At 43.8% G+C, this 24,249-nt stretch carries 17 protein-coding genes; 12 read left to right on the top strand and 5 right to left on the bottom strand.

Annotated features, from left to right (window positions below):
* Positions 1-430: hypothetical protein (locus WCM76_10355; GenBank protein ID MEI6766034.1), on the bottom strand; the 430-nt coding region annotated here is incomplete at its 3' end.
* Positions 431-533: 103 nt separating this feature from the next.
* Between WCM76_10355 and WCM76_10350 the strand changes: the two genes are divergently transcribed.
* From WCM76_10350 to WCM76_10340, 3 genes are all read left to right on the top strand, one after another.
* On the top strand, positions 534-2,687 hold the full coding sequence (locus tag WCM76_10350; protein ID MEI6766033.1) for a S46 family peptidase: 2,154 nt from the start codon (positions 534-536) through the stop codon (positions 2,685-2,687).
* 187 nt (positions 2,688-2,874) lie between these two features.
* On the top strand, positions 2,875-3,312 hold the full coding sequence (locus WCM76_10345) for a DUF2231 domain-containing protein (GenBank protein MEI6766032.1): 438 nt from the start codon (positions 2,875-2,877) through the stop codon (positions 3,310-3,312).
* A 56-nt stretch (positions 3,313-3,368) separates the two neighbouring features.
* Positions 3,369-4,034 (top strand): ferritin family protein, encoded by a 666-nt coding sequence (locus WCM76_10340; protein ID MEI6766031.1) that lies wholly within the window; start codon positions 3,369-3,371, stop codon positions 4,032-4,034.
* A 72-nt stretch (positions 4,035-4,106) separates the two neighbouring features.
* Here the strand turns inward: WCM76_10340 and WCM76_10335 are convergent, their stop codons facing one another.
* The 3 genes from WCM76_10335 to WCM76_10325 are packed head-to-tail and all read right to left on the bottom strand — an operon-like array spanning position 4,107 to position 7,556.
* Positions 4,107-4,880 (bottom strand): succinate dehydrogenase/fumarate reductase iron-sulfur subunit, encoded by a 774-nt coding sequence (locus WCM76_10335; protein ID MEI6766030.1) that lies wholly within the window; start codon positions 4,878-4,880, stop codon positions 4,107-4,109.
* A gap of 50 nt (positions 4,881-4,930) precedes the next feature.
* Positions 4,931-6,871, bottom strand: coding sequence for a fumarate reductase/succinate dehydrogenase flavoprotein subunit (locus WCM76_10330; protein ID MEI6766029.1), 1,941 nt, complete (start codon positions 6,869-6,871; stop codon positions 4,931-4,933).
* A gap of 34 nt (positions 6,872-6,905) precedes the next feature.
* Positions 6,906-7,556, bottom strand: a complete 651-nt coding sequence (locus tag WCM76_10325; protein ID MEI6766028.1) for a succinate dehydrogenase cytochrome b subunit — start codon at positions 7,554-7,556, stop codon at positions 6,906-6,908.
* Between the two features lie 169 nt (positions 7,557-7,725).
* On the opposite strand from WCM76_10325, the gene WCM76_10320 reads away from it, so the two are divergent.
* The gene (locus WCM76_10320; protein ID MEI6766027.1) at positions 7,726-9,021 is read left to right on the top strand and encodes an aminopeptidase P N-terminal domain-containing protein; all 1,296 of its coding nucleotides are present in this window, start codon (positions 7,726-7,728) and stop codon (positions 9,019-9,021) included.
* 94 nt (positions 9,022-9,115) lie between these two features.
* Positions 9,116-10,504: an aminopeptidase P family protein gene (locus WCM76_10315; GenBank protein MEI6766026.1), complete on the top strand. Its 1,389-nt coding sequence runs from the start codon at positions 9,116-9,118 to the stop codon at positions 10,502-10,504.
* A 50-nt stretch (positions 10,505-10,554) separates the two neighbouring features.
* Here the strand turns inward: WCM76_10315 and WCM76_10310 are convergent, their stop codons facing one another.
* The gene (locus WCM76_10310; GenBank protein MEI6766025.1) at positions 10,555-11,643 is read right to left on the bottom strand and encodes a chorismate mutase; all 1,089 of its coding nucleotides are present in this window, start codon (positions 11,641-11,643) and stop codon (positions 10,555-10,557) included.
* Between the two features lie 59 nt (positions 11,644-11,702).
* Here WCM76_10310 and WCM76_10305 point away from each other — a divergent pair, with 59 nt between their 5' ends.
* The 7 genes from WCM76_10305 (at position 11,703) to WCM76_10275 (ending at position 24,204) form a co-directional block, all read left to right on the top strand.
* Positions 11,703-12,524: a type 1 glutamine amidotransferase gene (locus tag WCM76_10305; GenBank protein ID MEI6766024.1), complete on the top strand. Its 822-nt coding sequence runs from the start codon at positions 11,703-11,705 to the stop codon at positions 12,522-12,524.
* An 82-nt stretch (positions 12,525-12,606) separates the two neighbouring features.
* A complete protein-coding gene (locus WCM76_10300) occupies positions 12,607-13,398 on the top strand; it encodes a DUF4476 domain-containing protein (protein MEI6766023.1) in 792 nt (263 codons plus the stop codon).
* 172 nt (positions 13,399-13,570) lie between these two features.
* Positions 13,571-14,473 carry a hypothetical protein gene (locus WCM76_10295; GenBank protein ID MEI6766022.1) on the top strand — a complete coding sequence of 301 codons (903 nt, stop codon included), beginning with the start codon at positions 13,571-13,573 and terminating at the stop codon, positions 14,471-14,473.
* A 79-nt stretch (positions 14,474-14,552) separates the two neighbouring features.
* Positions 14,553-16,688 carry a Tex family protein gene (locus WCM76_10290; GenBank protein MEI6766021.1) on the top strand — a complete coding sequence of 712 codons (2,136 nt, stop codon included), beginning with the start codon at positions 14,553-14,555 and terminating at the stop codon, positions 16,686-16,688.
* 47 nt (positions 16,689-16,735) lie between these two features.
* Positions 16,736-17,392: a porin family protein gene (locus tag WCM76_10285; protein MEI6766020.1), complete on the top strand. Its 657-nt coding sequence runs from the start codon at positions 16,736-16,738 to the stop codon at positions 17,390-17,392.
* Between the two features lie 3 nt (positions 17,393-17,395).
* Complete coding sequence (locus WCM76_10280) at positions 17,396-17,896, top strand: cupin domain-containing protein (GenBank protein ID MEI6766019.1); 501 nt, start codon at positions 17,396-17,398, stop codon at positions 17,894-17,896.
* A gap of 125 nt (positions 17,897-18,021) precedes the next feature.
* Complete coding sequence (locus WCM76_10275; GenBank protein ID MEI6766018.1) at positions 18,022-24,204, top strand: alpha-2-macroglobulin family protein; 6,183 nt, start codon at positions 18,022-18,024, stop codon at positions 24,202-24,204.
* Positions 24,205-24,249 lie beyond the last annotated feature (45 nt).

The following is a 24,249-nucleotide window of genomic DNA, read 5'->3' as shown; positions in this document are numbered from 1 at the left end:
GTTTATGCGTGCCACCGGCATTTTCATAACGGTCTTTTTTATTGCCTCTGCCCCAATTGTCGCGCTTCGCGCCATTGCGGCTATATCCCTTGCTGCGCCGGCTTCCGCCATAAACGTCGCCACCACCGTAAATCCCAGAGTTTGGTTTATGCGTGCCATAGGCTTTTTCATAGCGGTCTTTACTCCGTCCGCCGCCACTTCTGGTGCCGGAATGACGTCCCCGGCTACTTTCGCTACTGTTGCGTTTCGGACCATCATTACCATAGCCAAAACCACGACCGGTATTCAAGCGTCCGGCAGTGCGTTTGTTAAGTCCATATTCGCCACTGCGCGCTGTCCGATCCCGGGCAAAAGAATCGTGGAACGCATTATTGCATGAGAACAATAATACCGTAATCAGAAGTAATAAAATGGTTATAAACTTCTTCATCCGCACACCGGCAAATTCAACATTTTTTATATTTATGTAAGCCTGCTTTCCTGTAAAAACCTTTAATTTGCACTCTGTAAATCTATATTAAACGGGAAAACTCATGAAAAAGTTATCACTATTTTTACTAGGCCTGATATTATGTCTTGGTTTTAAAGCAAAAGCCGATGAGGGCATGTGGCTTCCGCTGTTCATTGACCGCCTTAACTATGTGGATATGCAGAAGATGGGTCTTCAGCTGACTGCTGAAGAAATATACAGTGTGAACAACTCTTCACTCAAAGATGCTATTGTACTTTTTGGGAATGGCTGCACCGGAGAAATAATTTCGGGCAAAGGCCTTTTACTGACCAATCACCATTGCGGATATGGAGCTATTCAGTCGCAGAGCACTGTTGAAATGGATTATCTGACGAATGGATTCTGGGCACATAATTATAAAGAAGAACTTCCGATAGCAGGATTGTCAGTAAAATTTCTGGTACGAATAGAAGATGTTACAAAAAAAGTGAACGATGCCGTTAGCGGAAAATCGAATGAAGATGAACGCAACGCCGCCATCAAAGATATTTACGAAAAACTTCAGAAAGAAGCTACGGCAGGAACAAACAACGAAGCCGTAGTCAAGAGCTTTTTTGAAGGGAACGAATTTTATTTATTCGTTTATACTGTGTATAAAGACATTCGTTTGGTTGGTGCACCACCTGTTTCTATCGGCAAGTTTGGCGGCGAGACCGATAACTGGATGTGGCCCCGTCATACCGGCGACTTCAGTATGTTCAGAGTATATGGTGCAGCTGATGGCTCGCCTGCAGAATACTCAGAAAGCAATGTTCCTATCACGCCCAAACACTCATTACCCATTTCAATTAAAGGCGTGAAAAAGGATGATTTTGCAATGATAATGGGCTATCCGGGAACGACCGAACGTTATCTCACATCGTACGGAATCGATTTTTATATGAAAGATAATTATCCGGTGCGCATTATGCTGCGTGGTGAGAAACTGGCTATTATGCGTGAGGATATGAAACAGAGCCCGCTTATTAAATTGCAATATTCGTCAAAGTACGCGGGCATTTCAAATTATTACAAGAATTTTATCGGTGTGATGAAAGCTCTTGACCGCTTAAAAGTGGCTGATAAGAAAAAGCAGCTTGAAGATAAGTTCACCGCATGGGTAAACGCAGATGCTGTGCGCATAGCTAAATACGGGCAGGCACTGACCAACATTGCAAGCGGTTATGAAGAACAGAAAAAGTATATACTGGCACGGTTGTATTTTATGGAAGCCATTACCGGATGTGAAGGTCTGATGTTTTCGAAGCGCTTCGAATCACTGGCTGAACTGCTCAAGGTAAAACCGGCTGATAAGGAAAAAACAGATGCTAAAATAAAAGAACTAAAAGAGGGCGCTGTTAAATTCTTCAAGGATTATAATGCATTCACCGACCAAAAAACAGTGGCTTCGATGCTGAAACTTTATTATGAAAATGTTCCTAAAGACCAGCAGCCGCTGTTCTTTATAGAATATGCGAAAAAGTTCAAATATGATTTCACAAAAATGGCGGCAACAATATTTGCCAAATCCATTTTCACTTACAAAGCAAAAATAGACAAGTTCATGCTGAAGCCATCGGCCAAAAGCATAGAAGGCGATATTTCATACCAGCTTATGAAAGCATTTTTTGAAGCATATAATAATGTTGGGAAACTGATGGGTCCGTCAAACAATAAACTTGCCGAAGGTAAAAGGCTTTTTGTGGCCGGACTTCGTGAAATGCAGACAAACCGAACGTTTTATCCTGACGCCAATCAAACCATGCGCCTCACATATGGTAAAGTGAGTGACTACTATCCTGCAGATGCCGTACATTATAATTACTACACCACTCTTGACGGAATCATGGAAAAAGAAGACCCCACGAGCGATGAATTTAAAGTGCCCGCCAAATTGAAAGAACTTTATAAAAACAAAGATTATGGTCCTTACGGGGAAAACGGAGTAATGAAAACCGATTTTCTGACAGATAACGACATCACAGGCGGAAACTCAGGAAGTCCGGTAATCAATGGTAAAGGTGAGCTAATCGGATTAGCATTCGATGGCAACTGGGAAGCCATGAGTGGCAATATTTTATTTGAGCCGGAGCTGCAGCGCACTATTAATATGGACATTCGATACGTTCTGTTCATCATTGATAAATTCGCAGGTGCCCATAACCTCATTGAGGAAATGAATATTGTGAAGGATTAATATCTGAATTGCAGGGGATTGCCTGCCTGCAGCAGGCAGGCTTCGCTGCGCTCGCAATGACGGAGGAACCGAATACAGTGCGTCATTGCGAGGAGGAACGACGACCGTACTGTTTTAAATCAAAAAACGCAGATTTTTCTTTCATTGTTGATGAACATTCATATTTTTGCATAAAAAGGAGGAACCTATGTTTGGTACAGAGCATTTACACCCTATGTTGGTGCATTTCCCGATAGTCCTTATTATGGTAGGATTTTTCGCGGATGTTTTAAGTTTATTTTTCACCAAGAAAGAGCCATGCCTTTCTAAGTTCGGGTTCTGGTTGATGATACTCGGTACACTTGCAGTAGTAGCGGGATTTCTATCAGGCGAATTTTTCACAAGCAATTTTGGAGCTGAAACACCTCAGGGATTGCTAAAAGAAAAACACGAGCTGTGGGCTAAAATCACCATGTGGATTATGATTTTTGCCACTGCACTCAGAGTCTATCTGGTGATTGCAAAAAAAGACAAAAGCGCACTGAAATGGGTGGTTTTTATTTTGTTTGCAGTAGCCGCCATTACGGTTGGATATACCGGATTTATGGGCGGAAGTTTGGTGTTTAATTATATGATAGGGATATAGCAGTTAGCAGTAAGAAAAGGAATGAGAATAGTTTTAATAACCAAAACCTTAATCTGATGAAGAGAAACTTATTTTTTATGGCAATTGCCGTTACCGTAATCGCCTTTATGGCAAGCTGCGGTGGAAACAAACAGGAAAACAAAGACAAACCGGCACAGGACACAACCGTTAAAGTAAACAAAACCGTTGAGAACCTCAAAGCTGCGCTTAAAGGTGAAACTACTGCCAGTGCAAAATATGATGCATTTGCAAAAAAAGCCAAAGAAGAAGGTCAGATTCAGATTTCCAAATTATTTGAAGCTGCTTCAAAATCAGAAAGTATCCATGCAGGAAATCACAAGAAAGTTTTGGAAGAAATGGGTGAAAAAGCCGAAGTTCAACCCGATACTTTCAGTGTAAAAACCACCAAAGAAAATCTTGAAGCGGCTGTTAAAGGCGAAACTTACGAAGTTCAAACCATGTACCCGGGATTTATAACTCAGGCACAGACCGACAATGCCGACAAAGCAGTAAAGAGCTTCAACTGGGCATTCGACACAGAGAAAAAACACGTAAAAATGTATCAGGCAGCACTTGATGCTTTCAATGCCAAAAAAACAAAATCTTTGGCATCACAGTATTTTGTTTGTCCGAAATGCGGTTTCACCTATGACGCAAAAGATGTTCAGAACGAATGTGAACTCTGCGGAACAGAAAAAGCAAAATACATTGTAATCAAATAACAGATTACACAAGTATCAAAAAAAGCCGTCCTGAAACAGAGTCGGCTTTTTTTATGGTAATCATTTTTCTTTTTATGACCCGAAGCTCCTGTTGCTTGGGTTCTCACTGCAAACCCGGGCTTTCATGAATTGCCTGTTCATCCGGGCGATGTTGCTTACCGATACTTCTTTCGGGCATTCAGCTTCGCAGGCGTACATATTGCTGCAGTTGCCAAATCCCAGTTTATCCATTTCCTTCACCATATTTTGAACCCGCTCGCCAGCTTCAATTTTACCCTGCGGTAAAAGCGCCAGCTGCGATACTTTGGCTCCGACAAACAGCATGGCCGATGCATTGGCACAGGCAGCCACGCAGGCGCCACATCCGATACACGAAGCTGCGTCCATTGCAAAATCGGCATTTTTCTTGGGTATGGGAATTGCATTGGCATCGGGGACTCCGCCGGTATTGACGGATACATAGCCACCCGCCTGAATAATCAGGTCAAGGGCAGAACGGTCAACTACAAGGTCTTTCACAATAGGAAATGGCTTGGCACGCCAGGGTTCAATTGCAATAGTATCGCCATCTTTGAATGAACGCATGTGCAGCTGGCAGGTAGTAGTGCCGCGTACCGGTCCGTGCGGTCTGCCATTGATGTAAAGGCTGCATGTACCGCAGATACCTTCGCGGCAGTCGTGGTCGAATGAGACAGGATCCTGACCTTTTTCAATCAGTTGCTGATTAAGCACATCCAGCATTTCAAAAAATGAGCTGTCGGCCGAAACGTCTGTGACCTTATACGTAACGAAACTTCCTTTTGCAGCGGCGCTCTTCTGACGCCAGATTTTCAAAGTGAGGTTCATATAAACGATGTTGAATTACTTTTCCGAAAAATTATCTCTTTATTCTAAACTTATTTGTAACTGCGCTGTGTAAGCTGAACCGTTTCAAATGTCAGTTCTTCCTTATTCAGCAAAGGCTCTTTATTTTCGCCCTGATATTCCCACGCGGCAACATACACAAAGTTCTCATCGTCGCGTTTTGCTTCGCCTTCATCGGTTTGCATTTCTTCGCGGAAATGCCCGCCGCATGATTCTTTCCTGTTGAGTGCATCGCGCACAATGAGTTCACCTAATTCAAAGAAATCGGCAACCCGGGCAGCTTTTTCCACTTCCGGATTAAACTCCTCAAGACTCGCAGGGATAAACAGGTCGCTGTAAAATTCTTTTTTCAATTCAGGAATAAGTTCCAGGGCTTTTTTCAAACCTGCCTCGTTGCGTCCCATTCCGCAGTATTCCCACATAATTTTACCCAATCGTTTATGGAAAGAATCAACGGATTGTTTTCCTTTGATACTGATAAGATGATTGAGGCGGTCTTTTACTGCTTTTTCGGTATTTAAAAATTCGGGAGCATCGGTTGGAATGCGTTTGGTGTGAATCTCGGAAGCGAGAAAATCGCCGATTGTGTAAGGAAGCACAAAATAGCCATCGGCAAGACCCTGCATGAGTGCAGAAGCGCCCAGACGGTTTGCACCATGATCGCTGAAATTGCATTCGCCGATGGCATAAAGTCCGGGTACACTCGTCATCAGGTTATAATCAACCCATAAACCACCCATAGTATAATGTACTGCCGGGTATATCATCATCGGGGTTGTATAAGGATCTTCCGCAATAATTTGCTGATACATTTGAAACAGGTTGCCGTAGCGTTCTTCAATAACATTTCGGCCAAGGCGTGCAATTGATTCTTTGAAATCGAGATACACTGCAAGACCTGAATGGCTCACCCCATAGCCGGCATCACAGCGCTCTTTGGCTGCGCGTGAAGCCACATCACGCGGAACAAGATTACCGAAAGCGGGATACCTGCGTTCAAGATAATAATCGCGATCCACTTCGGGAATATCATTCGGTTTGATTTCTTTTTTGCGCAATTTTTCAACATCTTCCTTGTTTTTCGGCACCCATATCCGGCCGTCGTTGCGCAGACTTTCGCTCATCAGTGTAAGCTTGCTCTGGAAGTCGCCGTGAACCGGGATACAGGTAGGATGAATCTGCGTAAAGCAAGGATTAGCGAACATGGCACCTTTTTTATACGCACTCCACAAAGGCGTGGCGTTCGAGCCCATTGCGTTGGTTGAAAGAAAATAGGCATTCCCGTAGCCTCCGGTAGCAAGAACCACGGCATGACCTGAATATTTTTCAATTTCGCCCGTTACCAGATTGCGGACAATAATACCGCGCGCTTTGCCATCAACCATTACCAGGTCAAGCATATCACGACGGTTGTACAGTGCTACGCTTCCTTTCTTTATCTGACGGCTGAGAGCGCTGTATGCACCAAGCAATAGCTGCTGTCCGGTTTGACCGCGTGCATAAAATGTTCGCGAAACCTGGGCACCGCCAAACGAACGGTTATCGAGCAAACCGCCGTAATCGCGTGCAAAAGGCACCCCCTGACCTACACACTGGTCGATGATGCTGTTGCTGACTTCCGCCAAACGGTAGACATTCCCTTCACGAGCACGGTAATCGCCGCCTTTAATCGTATCATAAAAAAGACGATAAACGCTGTCGCCATCATTCATATAATTCTTGGCTGCGTTGATTCCCCCCTGGGCTGCGATGCTGTGTGCACGGCGCGGACTATCCTGATAACAGAATACCTTTACATTATATCCAAGTTCACCCAAAGAGGCAGCAGCACTTGCTCCGGCCAGACCGGTTCCAACAATAAGAATGTCGAGTTTTCTTTTATTAGACGGGTTTACAAGTTTACAGGATGCTTTGTATTTTGTCCATTTTTGAGCTAAGGGGCCATCCGGAACTTTGGAAATCAGCTTTGTCATATCGTTGATATTATGGATTTACAGCTTGTGATAATTAAAAGAAAAATATAAAATACAGCGGAATGATAGAAAATCCGATACAGATTATAAGTGAATAAACAGTGCTTAAAATTTTAACAGCCGTATTATATTTATTATGATTCAGCCCCAGTGTTTGAAAGGCAGACTGTATGGAATGGTTCAGATGGAAACCGAGAAAAATGAAAAAAGCGATGTAAATAATGGAATAAATTTTATTCTGGAACAGCAGAACAGACATGGTATAAAAATCATGGGGGGCAACTCCGGCAGGCGGATTTACCCAACCAAGCTTAACAAAAAAGAAATTAATAAAATGCAACAGCAGGAACACAAAAATAATAATCCCTGTATGAAACATATATTTTGAAAACAGGGAAGTTTCTGATTTATTGGTCATATAATACCGCACCGGGCGTGATGCCCAGTTTTTAAAGGTAACAATCAGTCCGAACAGGATATGTACGAAAAAACCGCCAAACAAAACCACCTCAAAAACTTTTATGGCGATATTTGAACTCATAAAACCGACGGCAACGGTATACAGCGCTCCATCGTCGCCGGCCAGAAGTAAAAGGTTAATGCTTAGATGCACAAGCAGGAATAATGCAAGAAACAGACCTGCAAGGCCCATCACGATTTTTTTTGTTATTGAAGAGTACCTCATTACAACATTACCCATAGCTTAAGATGTTTTATCAAAAAAAATTACTAATATTATTGCCAAATTCGAAGGTCACCAGACTTTGATTTCTGAAACAAAAATATGATTTGAAATCAACAATTCATATTTTATTTCATTAAATTGATAAATTAACTGATTAAAAGCAATGAATATGAGATACACACCCATCCGTCCTGAATTTTACATCAACAACAGGAAGCGCCTGTTATCAAAGCTCAATCCGAACTCATTGGTAATCATAAATTCAAATGATGAGATGCCTCGCAACGGCGACCAGACATTTCCATTCAGGCAAAACTCCGATATGCAATACATGACCGGGCTCGATCAGGAAAAGTGCATATTGTGCCTGTGTCCGAACCACCCTATTGAAAGCATGCGCGAGATTGTTTTTACGGTGCAGACAAGCGAAAGCATGGTTACCTGGTATGGTCATAAATATACGCATGATGAGGTCAGAAAACTTTCGGGTGTGAAAACAGTGAAGTGGCTCGATGATTTTGAAAGCACGCTGAAAGACTTGATGGTAAAGAGCGACAGCGTGTATCTGAACATGAACGAAGATTTCCGCTTTTCAACGGATGTTCCATCACGCGATCTGCGCTTTGCACAAAAACTGCGTAATGAATTTCCGCTGCATAAATATGAGCGTCTCGCACCGCTGATTACTGAAATGCGCATGTGCAAGGCTCCGGAAGAAATTGACATGATGGAAAAAGCCTGCGAAATCACAGAGTCAGCCTTTCGCCGGCTGCTTGATTTTGTAAAACCCGGATTGTGGGAATACGAAGTGGAAGCCTCCATTACGCATGAGTTTATCAGAAAGGGCGCATCAGGTCATGCCTACTACCCAATCGTGGCATCCGGTGCAGGTGCTTGCGTGCTGCATTATATTGAAAATGATAAAAAATTGAAAGACGGCGATCTGATGCTGCTTGATTTTGGTGCCGAATACGGCAATTATGCAGCCGACCTTTCGCGCACCATTCCGGTAAACGGTAAATTTACAAAACGCCAGAAAGATTGTTACAACGCAGTTTTAAGAACGTTTAAAAAAGCAAAAAAACTCATCGTAGCCGGTACAACCATTGATGAAATCAACCGCGAAGTATGCCGCCTTATGGAAGCCGAGATGATTGGTCTTGGACTATTCACGGCAGCTCAGGTAAAGAAGCAGGATCCGGGAGCGCCGCTGTATTTCAGCTATTACATGCATGGCAATTCACACTTCATGGGAATGGATGTTCATGATGTAGGCACCAAACAAATGAAACTCAAACCCGGTATGGTGCTGAGCTGCGAACCGGGCCTGTATATAAAAGAAGAAGGTATTGGCATTCGCATAGAAAGCGATATACTTGTAACTTCAAAAGGACCGGTTGACCTCATGCCCAATCTGCCCGCCGAAGTAGAAGAAATTGAACAGCTGATGAAAAGAAAAAAATAATTTGAAAATTTGAAAATGAAAATCTCAATTGAATAATCAACTTTCAAACTTTACGGACTTTCGACTTGATACTAATTACTAAATACTAAAAAATATGTTCCCAGCAACCACCTACACATCGCGTCGCGAAAAGCTTCGCAAGCTCATGAAAAGCGGAATCATACTCATCCCCGGAAACGATGAATCGCCGATGAATTATCCCGCAAACGGATACCGTTTCCGTCAGGACAGCAATTTTCTGTATTTTTTCGGACTGAACCATCCAGGTTTTGCCGGCATTATTGACTGCGATGCAAACAAGGATATTATTTTCGGTAACGATGTAGACATCGAAGACATTATCTGGATGGGCGTTCAGCCTTCGGTTAAAGAAATGGCTTCACATGCCGGAATCACAGAAACTGCGCCTTTTGCCGAACTCGATTCATATCTGGCTGAAGCCATCATTAAAGGGAAAAAAATACACTTTCTGCCGCCGTATCGTGCCGAAAATAAATTTCTTCTCAAATCGCTGTTAGATATTAAAATATCCAATCTGAAAGAAGAATCCTCAACTGACCTTGTAAAAGCAGTTGTAGCACTTCGGTCCATTAAAGACAAATATGAGATTGAAGAAATTGAAAGAGCATGTATGACCGGATATACCATGCACACTACGGCTATGAAAGCTACAAAACCAGGCATTTATGAGCGTGAGGTGGCAGGAGCCGTTGAAGGTGTCGCACTCTGTGGAGGCGGAACCGTATCTTTCCCTGTTATTTGCTCCGTTCGAGGAGAAACGCTGCACAATCACTATCACGGAAACATAATGAAAGACGGCGACTTGCTGATGATGGACGCCGGTGCTGAAACAGAGAACGGATACGCATCTGATTATACGCGCACGCTTCCGGTAAGCGGCACCTTCACACAAAAACAAAAAGAAATTTACGAAATAGTTCTCAAAGCCAATACAGAAGCCATTAAAGCGATTAAGCCTGGTATTCCTTATCAGCAGATACATCTGCTGGCAGCTCGCATTATTGCCGAAGGTCTTGGTGCACTTGGTCTGATGAAAGGCGATGCGGCAGAAGCCGTGAAACAGGGTGCTCACGCCATGTTTTTCCCACACGGCCTGGGTCATATGATGGGATTGGATGTTCACGATATGGAAGATCTGGGTGAAAATAATGTTGGTTACGACGATGAAATTAAACGCATCGACCAGTTCGGAACCGCATATCTACGCCTTGGACGCAGGCTTCAGGAAGGATTTGTTCTTACGGTAGAACCGGGCATTTACTTTATTCCGGCACTGGTTGAACAATGGAAAGCAGAAAAAAAATTCATGAATTTTATCAATTACGATAAGGTGTCAGAATATCTCGGATTCGGCGGTGTGCGCATTGAAGACGACATTCTTGTTACTGCCGATGGTTGCCGCGTCTTGGGCAAACCCGTTCCAAAAACGGTTGCTGAAGTTGAAGCTATGATGAAATCGTAATTGTTGTAATTTGAATAGAAAAAGGACGGTAATTTTCAATCACCGTCCTTTTATTTTTTAAATATTTCGGTCTGCCGCCGGATGCTTTCCTGATGAATGAGTTGCAGGAAATTCCTGACAAATTCTATGGGCAGGTTATTATGTTCAGCCTGTGCTGTAAGTGCCGCTACAATTGCATTCCAGCGCTTAATTTGAAGAATCGTGATATTGTTTTCCTTCTTGAACATACCGATTCTGTCCACAATTTCCATACGCTGTCCTAATAATTCAATAATCTGCGAATCGATAGAGTCAATCTGATTTCTGAGCTGCTCCAGACTGTTTAAAAATTCCTTATTGTCAATGGCAACCGTTCGGAAGGTCAGTGTTTTGAGTAAAAAATCAAGTTCCGTAGGATTCAGCTGCTGCTGTGCGTCGCTCAAAGCCGCTTCAGGATGAATATGCGATTCTATCATCAGCCCGTCCATGTTCAAATCAAGCGCTTTCTGGCTGATGCCGGCAATTGCTTCGCGCGAACCCGCAATGTGGCTGGGGTCGCATATTATAGGCAAATCGGGCCACAGGCTCTTCAGTTCAACAGGCACTTCCCATTTGGGTATATTGCGCAAGGGAGAACGTTCGAACGGATAAAAACCGCGATGTATGGCAGCAATCTTCGTCACACAGGCACGCGTCAGCCGTTCAAACGCGCCAATCCACAATCCAAGATCCGGGTTGACCGGATTTTTGACCAGAACAGGAATGTCTGTTCCTTTCAGCGCTTCCGCAAGTTCCTGAACAGAAAAGGGATTTGAAACAGTGCGTGCCCCTATCCAAAGCACGTCAATTCCACATTTTAAGCATTCTTCAACATGCTGCGGTGTGGCAACTTCGGTGGCAACGTGTAAACCTGTTTGCTGTTTAACCTTTACCAACCAATCGAGTCCAATGCTGCCCACACCTTTAAATGCACGGGGCGTTGTACGCGGCTTCCAGATTCCGGCACGAAAAATATGCACGCGACCGGTTCCGGCAAGCCCGACAGCCGTTTTCATCACCTGATCTTCAGATTCAGCACTGCAGGGCCCACTTATTATCAATGGCCTTTTAATACCGGAAAACCAGTCCTCGGGTTGTGTTATTTCAGCTTCTTTTTTCATAAATCGTTGCTATGCAAAATTAGGGTATTTTTGTGAACCCGAAGTTTATACTATAAATTATGAGACCTTCACATCTCCGGTTTGTACTTCCATTTCTCCTTATTATCGGGGCTTTCTTATTCGTAAACTGCGATACACAAACACCCGGCGGCAAAGAAAAGCCACATCGTATAAAAATGACCATTGCCATTTCGCGCTGCAGCGGAACCGCCAACTATGAAAAATATGCGTCATGGCTGAAGGAAGCCGACAGCGATATCATCTGCATTGATTTGTATCACAAACCGTATGATTCCTGTGTGAAGATTATTGATAAATGCGATGGGCTGCTGCTTTCGGGTGGTCCGGACATTGATCCGCGCTATTATAATGAAGACGACCCTGCACGGAAATGCAGGATTGACGGGAAGCGCGACACTATTGAATTTATGCTGATACAAAAAGCTAAAGAATTTAAATTGCCCGTATTGGGCATTTGCCGTGGATTACAGGAATTAAATGTCGCATATGGCGGTAGCTTGTACCGCGATTTGCCTACTGAATTTTCAAAAGAAAAAATACATCAGTGCGAAACTGATACCTGCGAACATTCAATCACTATTGTCGCCGGCAGTATGTTGCAAAAAAATTCCGGATTGATGAAAGGAACGGTCAACTCGTATCATCATCAGGGAATTAAAAAACTGGCAGATTGCTTTATCCCGGCCGCTTTCAGCGCCGACAGCCTTATTGAAGCCATTGAGTGGAAAGAGCCACAGGGCAAGCCTTTCATGATGGCCGTACAATATCATCCCGAACGTCTGGATCATAAAAGCAGTCTCTCGCTCCCATTGGCAAGGCTTTTCCTGTTTGAAGTGCGCAGATTTAGAGCAGCCTTCTGAAGAAATTTTCCTTCCAAAAAAAATTTGGCACGCCAATTGAAATGAACGGTCATGTCAAACTAATAAATGGAGGAACAAGGCCATGAAAACAAAAATTTTTACCATCGTGCTGCTGCTCGGCCTCCCGCTCACCAAAGCCGTTGCAATGCCCTCTGAACTAAACATCCGCATGTTCGATTATTCTGCCTTCAACATCATCATCGACGGACAGGAATTTTCAACAGCATCGGCCAATTATACAATTCCGGGAATTATGGCCGGTTCACATTTTGTAAAGATTTATAAATTCAAACCGGGCACAGGTAACAGCCGTTTTCCCAAGTTGTTCTTTTCTTCTGCTATTTTTATTCCTGAAGGTGCCGTAATCAGCAGCATGATAAGTTTTTCAGGAGACTATGTTGTTCTGAGTGAAAAGCCGATTATCATCAGCCCATTTCCCGGAAACGGCGGACATGGCGGACATGGTGGTCACGGTGGTCACGGGGATGGTCACGGTTACGGACACGGTGATGACGATGATTATGGGAATGGTTATGGAAACGGTTATGGAGGCGGATACAGCGGCGGATACGACAAATTCATGGGAATTGCTCCGGCCGATTTCGCTGACCTTAAATATATGGTGAACAAAACACCATTTGACGACACCAAGTTAACTATTGCCAAACAGGCCATTGCAGGAAGCAACAACGGTGTTAAATCAGCACAGGTGTGTGATTTACTTGAAATGATGACTTTTGAATCAAGCAGACTGGATCTGGCAAAATTTGCCTACGCCTATACTGTTGACAAAGAAAAATTCTTTCTGGTGAACAAGGCATTTGTGTTCGGAAGCAGCATAGACGAACTGGATGATTTTTTCAGGGGACACTAAATACAACCGTTCTAAAATCAAGAGACCGCCTCAAAAGGGCGGTTTTTCTTTTTGAATTATCTTACAAAGCCTTTTAAAAATAAGTAGCTTTGCTTCCAAATCACAGGATACAAAACGTATTCCGAAGAATCTTTAATTAACCACAGTTTTTCAGCACCATCAAACCACAATTATGAAAACCAAAATCAGCATTTTATTTTTAGCTTTTTTCGCATTAAGCATTGTTTCATGCAAGGTAAGTGAAGAAACACAGATTAAAAAAGTAACCAAAGAATACCTTATTTATTTGAACCATCAGGATTATAACAACGCTAAAAAACTGGGCACGGAACAAACCAGGCAAATGCTTGAAATGCTTCAGTCGTTTGCAGGTGCGGGCATTGGTGACACTGCAAAGGTTGAGGATCTTCGCATTGATATTTACAGTTGTGAGATAAACAATGATGAGGCAAGCTGCAGATATACCATCAATGGTAAAGATGAGAAAATTGACCTTGTAAAAATAAGAAACAAGTGGTTGGTTGACATGAAGAAAGAAACTCCTGTTGAGCCAAATGCACAGGAACTGGCTTATCAGGATTCAGTGGCTGCCGTTGAAGCTGCGTATAATGATTCTATAGCCAAGGCTCAGGATATGATAGATTACGAGCAGGACACCCTCACGTTTTTTGATTTCTGCCTTACCGATATGCACAACGTCAACACCTCCGCGTCTCTGTCATTCTTGCTTACCAATAAATCGAATATTGATATTTCACACCTTTGGTTCTGCCTGTATTTTTCAGACAAAAATGGAAATCTACTGAGTAAAAAAGAAGTGATGTTTAATAAAGTTTTTAAAAACGCCCCGGCAGAGGGTGATACGGTACCACGCGGAAATACTCAGAAAATTGACATTATGCTGGATAAAGTAAACACCAACAATATTGCGGAGATATTCGTCTTCCCGCTAAGGGTAAACATGCAGTTTGGTGCCGATGATTATGACTACAGCGACGGTACGATAGATTACTTCCTGAAAGACCATACAAAACTCAAAAACGCCACAGGCAAAGAGCTTATCATCACGTATTAGAATCACGACTGCGATTCTTTTTGTATTTTCGTGCCAGTAAATATTTACTCCGGAAACGGTAAGTAATCAGCCTATTTTTATGGAATCAGAATTCAGTTCAAAGATATCGCGTGAGTTGAACTTAGGCGAAGAAGGTGTTGAAAATACAATTGCGCTGCTTGAAGGAGGAGCCACCATTCCATTCATTGCGCGCTATCGTAAAGAGCTTACCGGCTCTATGGACGAAGTGGCAATTATGGCTATCCGCGACAGGTTGCATCAGCTGCGAGAACTTGAAAAGCGCCGTGAGGCAATTCTTGATTCCATTCGTGAACAGGAAAAAATGACCCCTGAGCTGGAAGTCATCATCAAGGGTGCAGCCACCATGAGCGAGCTTGAAGATATTTATCTTCCCTACAAACAAAAAAAGAAAACGCGCGCTACCATTGCGCGTGCCAAAGGACTGGAGCCGCTTGCCAATCTATTGCTGGCTCAGAATAATTTTGAAATAGAGGCAAAAGCTTCAGATTTTGTTGATGAAGAAAAAGGCGTAAACGATGTGAATGAAGCACTTGCCGGTGCACGCGACATCATAGCCGAATATGTGAACGAGCATCAGGATGTGCGGGCACGCGTCCGGAATTTGTTTGTCCGCGAAAGCGTGATTGTTTCAAAAGTTGTAAAAGGCAAAGAGCTTGAAGGCAATAAATATGAATCGTATTTTGAATTGGCCGAACCGCTGCAACGGGCGCCATCGCATCGGATACTTGCCATGTTTCGAGGTGAGAACGAGGGTTTCCTGAGAATAGGCATTTCTCCTGAAGAGGAAAAAGCCATTCAAATAATTGAGCGTGTTGTTGTAAAAGCCAACAACGAAGCGGCATTGCAGGTGAAGGCGGCTATTAAAGATTCGTATAAACGATTGCTGCAACCGTCTATGGAAACAGAAATGCGGCAGCTATCAAAGGAAAAGGCGGATGCTGAAGCAATTCGCGTATTTGCCGAAAACCTGCGCCAATTGCTGCTTGCACCGCCCTTAGGACAAAAAATCATGCTTGCCATCGACCCCGGGTTTCGTACCGGTTGCAAAGTGGTATGCCTCGACAGACAAGGAAAATTATTGCACAACGAAACCATTTTTCCGCATCCGCCATCGGGCGATGTAAAACATGCCGCCGCCAAAATAACCTCGCTGGTTGACGCGTATAAGATAGAAGCGATTGCCATCGGAAACGGAACGGCAGGAAGGGAAACCGAAGATTTTATCCGTCGCATGCGTTTCAATAAAGATGTGATGGCGGTGATGGTGAATGAAAGCGGCGCATCGGTGTATTCCGCATCGTCGGTGGCACGCGAAGAATTTCCAGACTATGATATCACCGTGCGTGGCGCCGTTTCCATCGGTCGCCGGCTGATGGACCCACTGGCAGAACTGGTGAAGATTGACCCAAAATCTATTGGTGTGGGACAATATCAGCACGATGTAAATCAGACGCTGCTGCAGAACAGCCTCGACGACGTAGTTGTGAATAGTGTGAATCTGGTGGGTGTTGAAGTAAATACATCCAGTAAGGAATTACTCAGTCATGTCTCGGGAATAGGTCCGGCACTGGCAAAAAACATTATTGAATACCGCAATAAAAACGGGGCATTCGGCTCAAGGGCCGAACTGAAAAAAGTACCACGATTGGGCGATAAAGCATTTGAACAGGCTGCCGGATTTTTGCGGATACGCGACGCCAAAAACCTGCTCGACCGCTCGGCGGTGCATCCCGAAAGCTACGAAGTGGTGAAGCAAATGACCAAAAAACTGAATTGCACTATTGCCGACCTGATTGAAAAAAAAGAGCTTCGTGAACAATTAAACCTGCGGGAATTCGTTACAGAAAAGACGGGAATACCTACACTAACGGATATCATCAATGAGCTGGCAAAACCCGGACGCGACCCGAGAGAAAAATTTGATATCTTTGAATTTGATAAAAACGTAACAAAAATAGAAGATCTGGTGCAGGGAATGATACTTCCCGGTATTATTACAAATATCACGGCATTCGGGGCATTTGTAGATATTGGAGTACATCAGGACGGGCTTGTTCACATCAGTCAGCTTGCCGACCGCTTTGTGAAAGACCCGAACGAAGTAATAAAACTGAACCAAAAAGTGAAAGTAAAAGTGATGGAAGTGGATATTGCACGACGCAGAATTAACCTCTCAATGAAAGAAGCAAAATGAGGAATATTTTTACACTTTTATGTTTTTGCGTGTTGTCTTGCTCGCTAATGGCACAAGAAAACAAAAAAGACGACCGTAAAATTGACCGTGAAATAAAAGGCGCATTTATTTTTGGCGGTAACCTTACCCAGATAGAAGGCGATCAGGTATACAACTTCAATAAATTGGGCATACATGCCGGCGTTGCGGGAATACTGCCCATTGGCAAACGATTTTCATTTGAAATTGAAACCCTGTACAATGAAAAAGGCGCCTTTCGCAAATATCCATTTGCATCAGCCGATTCAGGAAGTCTGCCCTGGTATAAATGCAATCTGACCTACCTCGAAGCACCCTTCATGTTTCATTATGAAGACCGCGACACCTGGACGTTTGGTCTCGGTGTTTCGTATGGCCGACTCGTGAAAGCAACAGAAATTGAATGGGGCGGAAAACAGGACTGGTACCGCTTTCCGTACACTAAAAATGAATTTGACATCATTGCCGATTTGCGTTTTCGCTTATATAAACATCTTAAATTCAACGTGCGCTACTCCTACTCCTTAGCAAGCATCCGAACACGAACATTTGACCCAAATAACAACGGCGGTTGGGAGCGCAAGCAGTATAACAACGTAATTACGGTGCGGCTGATGTATCTGCTGAATGAAAAATACCTTCCCGAAAGACACAAACGGGTTAAGAAAAAAAAGAAACAGGATTAATCTATGAACAGCGCACAGCAATGGATTGAGCAACTCGGTCTGCAGCGTCATCCTGAAGGCGGCTGGTTCAAAGAAGTATATCGTTCGCCGGAAATTATTTCAAAAGCACATCTTCCGTCACGCTACAGCGGCGACAGACATTTCGGAACATCCATTTATTTCATGCTTGAAGGCGGCGATTTTTCAGCGTTTCATCGCCTGCAGTCGGATGAAATCTGGTTCTATCACGATGGCTGTCCGCTTTGGCTTTATATAATTGACAGTACAGGAAATCTCCTGAAAATTTTGATCGGGAAGAATATTGCCGAGGGTGCCTGCCTTCAGTACACAATACCTGCCGGATGCTGGTTCGCCGGAAAACCTGTGGATGAAAACGCATTCACACTGTTAGGATGCACCGTTGCTCCCGGATTTGACTTCAGCGATTTTGAACTCGCCAGTCGTGAAAGCCTCATTATTGCCTTCCCTCAACATGCAGCACATATTACTGAGTTTACACGGTAAACAGTATTGAAATAAATTCCGGTATTCAGTAAATTTTTTATTGACTTATGGAATTTGTATAAAAATCAGCTCTTAATGCCTTCTGATTTTAAAAAATCGTATCTTTCAATCAAAATAATATTGTTATGCTAAAACGTATCCTTTTGCTGACGGGCATTCTTGCTCTCATCGTGAATATGAATGCCATGGCATTCGGCTCAAATAATCGTTCGGGAAATTTCATGCTTCCGCCCAAAGATTATGAAAAAGAATGGAAAAAAGCGGATTCACTGATTGAAAAGAGTCTGCCACAGTCGGCACTGGAAGTGGTTGAATATATTTACAACGATTCCAAAACAAAAGGAATCACAGCTCAATTCGTAAAAGCGGTTATTTATAAGCTTAAGCTCAGAGCCGATTACGAAGAAGACGCGGAAGTCAAAAATATTCAGGCACTTGAAACAGAAATTACCGAAGCACAAGAGCCGGTAAGTTCCATTTTGCATTCCATGCTTGCCGAAGTATACTGGGGCTATTATCAGACGAATCGCTACACTATTCTGAACCGTACAGAAACAAAGGATTTCAAGCAGGACGACCTATTAACCTGGGATGCGAAAAAGCTGATTGAGAAAGTGATTTACCATTATCGGCAGTCACTTAAAAATACAGTTGAGCAGCAGAAAATCCGCATTGAGCTCTATGACGCCATCGTTCTGAAAGGCGATGCACCGGCCAAATTCAGACCGACACTGTTCGACTTCCTGGCGCACCGTGCCATTGATTTCTTTATGAATTCAGAATCGGGACTTACATCACCGGCCAATAAGTTTATTATCAACAGCGATGATTACTTCGGTCCGGCTGATGCTTTTACAAAAATGAATATCACTACGGCCGATGAATTCTCGTTGAAGTATTATGCCGTAACATTATTTCAGGAATTGCTGGCATTCCATAGCGCCGACCAGAATCCGGATGCGTTGATAGACGCAGATATGAAGCGACTTCAATTCATTCATCAAAATTCCGTGAGTCCGATTAAAGACAGTCTGTATCTGAAATCGCTTATCGCTTTACGCGACCGTTATCCGGACAGTCCTGCAACTGCCGACATAGCTTATGCCATAGCATTTGAATATCATTCCGACGGCGATTTATACACGCCTCTGGACTCCGATAAACATAAATGGAACAATAAAAAAGCCTATGAAATCTGCGAAAGCACGATAAAAAAATTTCCGGGAACAGACGGCGCACACAATTGCGAATACCTTAAAACACTCATACTTGAGAAACAATTGAGCATCACTACTGAATATGCAAATCTTCCCGATAAGCCTTACAGAGTGCTTGTAACCTATGCCAATGCTCCCGAAATATTTATCCGCATCATCGAAATGGATCCTAAAAAAGACCGCAAACTCAGGGATAATTATTACAACGAAAAGCTTACCGAGCAATACACCCGCATGAATTTCAATAAACAGTGGAGCGTGAAACTGCCCGATGACGGGGATTTCCAAAAACATTCCACCGAAATTGAAATGCCTGCACTCCCGTATGGATACTATATTATTCTTGTTTCAGACAATAATGAATTTTCGTTTGATAACAAACCTGTAGCATACTCTGCAACATGGTGTACCAATATCAGCTACGCCAATCGCGAAAAAGGTGATGGCGCTATGGAATTCAATCTGCTTGAAAGAAATACAGGGAAACCTATAGCCGATGCCAAAATACAGACCTTTGTGAGGGAATACAGCTATACCTCGCGCCTGTACGAATACCGCGACTGGAAATCATTTACAAGCGACAATGACGGCCACTTTGAAGTACCGCCGTTTAAATCCGACAACTACAGCTACAAATATTTTTATGCTGATTTTATGAGCGGAAAAGACCGGCTGATTACCAGCAATTATTTTTATCAGTACTCGTATTATCCGCCTGATACCATCTCGTATGTAAAAACCTTCTTCTTTACCGACAGGGCTATCTACCGGCCCGGGCAGACTATCTATTTCAAAGGAATTGTTCTTCAGACGAAAGCCGGGAAATACAACATTAAACAGGGTTACACAACCGATGTGCAGCTGTATGACGTAAATTATCAGCTGGTGACTTCGCTAAAACTTGTGACCAATGAATTCGGAACGGTGAACGGCAGTTTTACGGCGCCGGCCAACGGAATCACAGGACAGATGTACCTTACCGACGGCAATGGCAACGTATATTTTAATGTTGAAGAATATAAAAGGCCAAAGTTCGAAGCATCGTTTGAACCCGTGAAAGGCACATATAAACTGGGCGAAAAAATAACGGCAACGGCAAAAGCAAAAGCATATGCCGGCAACAACATTGACGGTGCATCGGTGAAATACCGCGTTGTGCGCGAAGCACGCTTCCCTTACTGGGACTGGTACTGGTATCGCCCCTACCCGTCGAATGCATCTGTTGAAATAGCCAGCGGAGAAGCCGTAACGGATGAAAACGGCAACGTTAAAATTGAATTTACAGCACTGCCCGATCTTAGCATTCCCAAAGAAGACAAACCTGTATTTTACTATACGATAACTGCAGATATTACGGATATCAACGGTGAGACACACACAGCCACAAAAGCGGTCCCCGTGGGATACACCGCACTTCAGGTAAGCGTGGGTTTGTCGGCTGAACTGGATAGAAGCGGTAAAAAAGAATTTCCGATTTCCACGACCAATCTGGACGGTGCAACGGAACACACCACCGTGAACATACAGGTATTTCCGCTTAAGCAACCCGAAAAATTATACCGCAGCCGCCTCTGGAGTCAGCCCGATAAATATGTGATGTCGAAGGATGAATATTATTCCAAATTTCCGCTCGACATTTATAAGGACGAAACCAACATTTCGCTCTGGGAAAAAGGTGCACCCATACTTGATGCAAATTTTGACACCGGAAAAGACTCCGTTCTGAAACTGAACGACCTTACAAAATGGGCACCCGGACAGTATTTGCTGGTGATTAGCGCCACCGATAAATACGATGAAAAGGTGGAGAGCAAATCGTATTTCAAAGTGTTCGCACCGGATGAAAAAATAATTCCTGCCAATGAATTTGCATGGCACTGCCTTCTGAAAAGCACCTGCGAACCCGGCGAAAAAGCAACCTTCCTTATTGGTACAAAAGCCGAGAACGTACGCGTACTTTATGAAATAGAATCGCGTGAAAAAATCATTTCAAAAGAATGGATTACACTGAGCAACGAGCAAAAACTGATTGAAATTCCCATCAAAGAAGAATACCGCGGAAACATTGCCTACCATCTTACTTTTGTAAAGGAAAATCGTAGCTATCAGTTCGATAACGTGGTGTATGTGCCCTACACGAATCGCGAACTGGATATAGAATTTGAATCGTTCAGAGATAAACTTTTGCCCGGACAACAGGAAGAATGGAAGATAAAAATCAAAGATAAAAAAGGTGAAAAGCTGGCGGCCGAAATGCTTGCAACGCTTTACGACGGCTCTCTGGATGCATTCCGCGCCAACTACTGGTATTTCAACTTGTGGAACTATTACTACAACCAGCGAAACTGGAATACCACCAACGCCTTCGGGACTGCCATCAGTACATTAACCATAAAACGACCTGAAAATGCCATTGTTCCCATCATACACAGCTATGATTACCTGAACTGGTTCGGCTATTATTTCGGGAATAATGATTACAACGGCTGGTATTATGACTATGATGGCAGTGGTTACGGATATGGAGGTGGCGAAGGCAAGGGAGCTTCTCTGGGTCTTATGGAAGAAAAAGCACCGGCACCTGCCGCCGATCAGGCACAGACTAAAAATGGGAAAAAAGACGGCGGTGGCGACATGACCATAGCGACCGGAACAACGACTGAATTTTTACCCACCGACAAACTTACCGGAGACGAACAAACCAAGGGTGAAGCCGGAAAACAGGAAGGCGGTGGCATACAGGTGAGAAGCAATTTCAATGAAACAGCCTTCTTCTTCCCCGTACTTCAAACCAATGAAAATGGTGAAATCATTATTAAATTCACCGTGCCCGAAGCGCTTACCAAATGGAAGATGATGGGGCTGGCACATACGAAAGATTTAAAATACGGTCAGATTACAAAAGAGCTGGTTACCCAGAAAGACCTGATGGTAGTGCCCAATCCGCCCCGCTTCCTGCGCGAGAATGATAAGATGACCTTCAGCGCCAAAATATCTGATGTGTCCGACAAAGACCTCGAAGGAAATGTAACACTGGAGTTTTTTGATGCCGCCACACTAAAGCCGCTGAACGAGATTATGGGAAATAAAATTTCAACAAAACCTTTTTCCGTGAAAGCAGGACAAAGCACCCTGGCCGAATGGGATATTTCCATTCCCGAAGGCATCGGCGCCATCACCTATAAAGTAATTGCGAAAGCAGGAAATTTCAGCGACGGTGAAGAAATGCCCTTGCCGGTACTAACCAATCGTATGCTCGTTACAGAAGCACTGCCATTGCCCATCAACGGCAAACAGACCAAAAATTTCACCTTTACAAAACTTGCCAATTCGGGAACATCAACGACGCTGAAAAACTTCAAGCTTACGCTGGAATTCACATCAAATCCGGCATGGTACGCTATTCAGGCACTTCCGTATATGATGGAGTATCCTTACGAATGTTCGGAGCAGGTGTTCAACCGTTTTTATGCCAACAGCATTGCATCCTTCGTGATTAACTCAAGTCCTAAAATAAAACAGGTGTTCGACAGCTGGAAGAACTATACGCCTGATGCATTGCTTTCGAATCTTGAAAAAAATCAGGAACTGAAATCGCTGATGCTGGAAGAAACACCCTGGGTGCTGCAGGCAAAAGACGAAAGCGAACGGAAGCAGCGTCTGGCATTGCTGTTCGACCTGAATCGTATGAGTGACGAACTGGGCCGTGCCATGACAAAGCTCATCCGCAAACAGGCAAGCAACGGCGGCTGGCCATGGTTCGACGGCGGTCCCGACGACCGATACATCACACAGTATATTGTTACCGGACTCGGTCATCTCGACCATCTGGGCATAAAATCAATACGCGACGACCAGCGTGTGTGGAGCATGCTGAAAAAGGCAGTAGTGTATCTCGACGACCGTATTGCAGAAGACTATGCCTACATCAAAAAGAATTATCCGAAAACAATGAATGAAAATCATCTGGACAATACGCAAATTCAATATCTGTATGCGCGCAGTTATTTTATGGATGCCATAGAACTGGATGGTGATAATCAAACTGCCTTTAATTATTTTAAAGGACAGGCTCAGAAATACTGGCCATCCACCGGAAAATATATGAACGGCATGATTGCGCTCGCGCTGAATCGTCTCGATGATAAAGCAACACCGGCAGACATTATAAAATCATTGAAAGAAACAGCGCTTCATTCGGAAGAACTCGGCATGTACTGGCGCGATATGCAGCAAGGATATTACTGGTACGAAGCACCCATTGAAACACAGGCCTTGCTGATAGAGTGTTTTGATGAAGTTGCCAACGATACCAAATCAGTAGAAGAATTAAAAATATGGTTGCTGAAGCAAAAACAGACACAGGACTGGAAAACCACCAAAGCCACTGCCGAAGCCTGTTACGCGCTCTTACTGCGTGGCACTGACTTGCTTGTAAGCAGTGAATTGGTAGATATAAGCCTTGGCGGACAAAAGATTGATCCGACCACCATGGACAACGTAAAAGTAGAAGCAGGAACCGGTTATTTTAAAGCATCCTGGTCGGGTGCCGACATCAAGCCCGGGATGGGGAATGTTACGCTTACCAAGCATGATGAGGGCGTTGCATGGGGCGCCATGTACTGGCAGTACTTTGAACAGCTCGATAAAATAACGCCGGCACAAACGCCTTTAAAGCTGGAGAAAAAACTGTTTGTGGTAAGGCAAAGCCCCACCGGTCCTGTGTTGGAGCCTATAACGGAAGCCACCGTTCTGAAGATAGGCGACAAGCTGAAGGTACGTATTGAACTGCGTGTGGACCGCGCCATGGAATACGTACATCTGAAAGACATGCGTGCTTCGGGTTTTGAGCCTGTGAACGTAATCTCGCAGTACAAATATCAGGGCGGATTAGGATATTACGAAAGCACCCGCGATGCCGCGACGAACTTCTTCATCTCATACATGCCGAAAGGAACCTACGTGTTTGAATACCCGATGTTCGTGACACACAAGGGCGATTTCTCAAACGGCGTCACCAGTATCGAATGTATGTACGCCCCTGAGTTCAGCGCGCATTCTGAAGGGATACGGGTGAAGGTCGGTGATTAGGGGTTAGGGAATAGTGAAGAGTGAATAGTGAAGAGTGAAGAGTGA

Source organism: Bacteroidota bacterium, from assembly GCA_037133915.1.
Taxonomy (GTDB): domain Bacteria; phylum Bacteroidota; class Bacteroidia; order Bacteroidales; family CAIWKO01; genus JBAXND01.
Note: the sequence above shows the minus strand (reverse complement) of the source record. Positions and strands in the feature narration are given on the sequence as shown.

Coding starts and splice junctions, on each gene's coding strand:
- WCM76_10315 (MEI6766026.1), top strand. CDS start 9,116: ATGTTCCCAGCAACCACCTACACATCGCGTCGCGAAAAGCTTCGCAAG.
- WCM76_10350 (MEI6766033.1), top strand. CDS start 534: ATGAAAAAGTTATCACTATTTTTACTAGGCCTGATATTATGTCTTGGT.
- WCM76_10330 (MEI6766029.1), bottom strand. CDS start 6,871: ATGACAAAGCTGATTTCCAAAGTTCCGGATGGCCCCTTAGCTCAAAAA.
- WCM76_10295 (MEI6766022.1), top strand. CDS start 13,571: ATGAAAACCAAAATCAGCATTTTATTTTTAGCTTTTTTCGCATTAAGC.
- WCM76_10285 (MEI6766020.1), top strand. CDS start 16,736: ATGGCACAAGAAAACAAAAAAGACGACCGTAAAATTGACCGTGAAATA.
- WCM76_10290 (MEI6766021.1), top strand. CDS start 14,553: ATGGAATCAGAATTCAGTTCAAAGATATCGCGTGAGTTGAACTTAGGC.
- WCM76_10340 (MEI6766031.1), top strand. CDS start 3,369: ATGAAGAGAAACTTATTTTTTATGGCAATTGCCGTTACCGTAATCGCC.
- WCM76_10300 (MEI6766023.1), top strand. CDS start 12,607: ATGAAAACAAAAATTTTTACCATCGTGCTGCTGCTCGGCCTCCCGCTC.
- WCM76_10275 (MEI6766018.1), top strand. CDS start 18,022: ATGCTAAAACGTATCCTTTTGCTGACGGGCATTCTTGCTCTCATCGTG.
- WCM76_10305 (MEI6766024.1), top strand. CDS start 11,703: ATGAGACCTTCACATCTCCGGTTTGTACTTCCATTTCTCCTTATTATC.
- WCM76_10345 (MEI6766032.1), top strand. CDS start 2,875: ATGTTTGGTACAGAGCATTTACACCCTATGTTGGTGCATTTCCCGATA.
- WCM76_10335 (MEI6766030.1), bottom strand. CDS start 4,880: ATGAACCTCACTTTGAAAATCTGGCGTCAGAAGAGCGCCGCTGCAAAA.
- WCM76_10280 (MEI6766019.1), top strand. CDS start 17,396: ATGAACAGCGCACAGCAATGGATTGAGCAACTCGGTCTGCAGCGTCAT.
- WCM76_10320 (MEI6766027.1), top strand. CDS start 7,726: ATGAGATACACACCCATCCGTCCTGAATTTTACATCAACAACAGGAAG.
- WCM76_10310 (MEI6766025.1), bottom strand. CDS start 11,643: ATGAAAAAAGAAGCTGAAATAACACAACCCGAGGACTGGTTTTCCGGT.
- WCM76_10325 (MEI6766028.1), bottom strand. CDS start 7,556: ATGAGGTACTCTTCAATAACAAAAAAAATCGTGATGGGCCTTGCAGGT.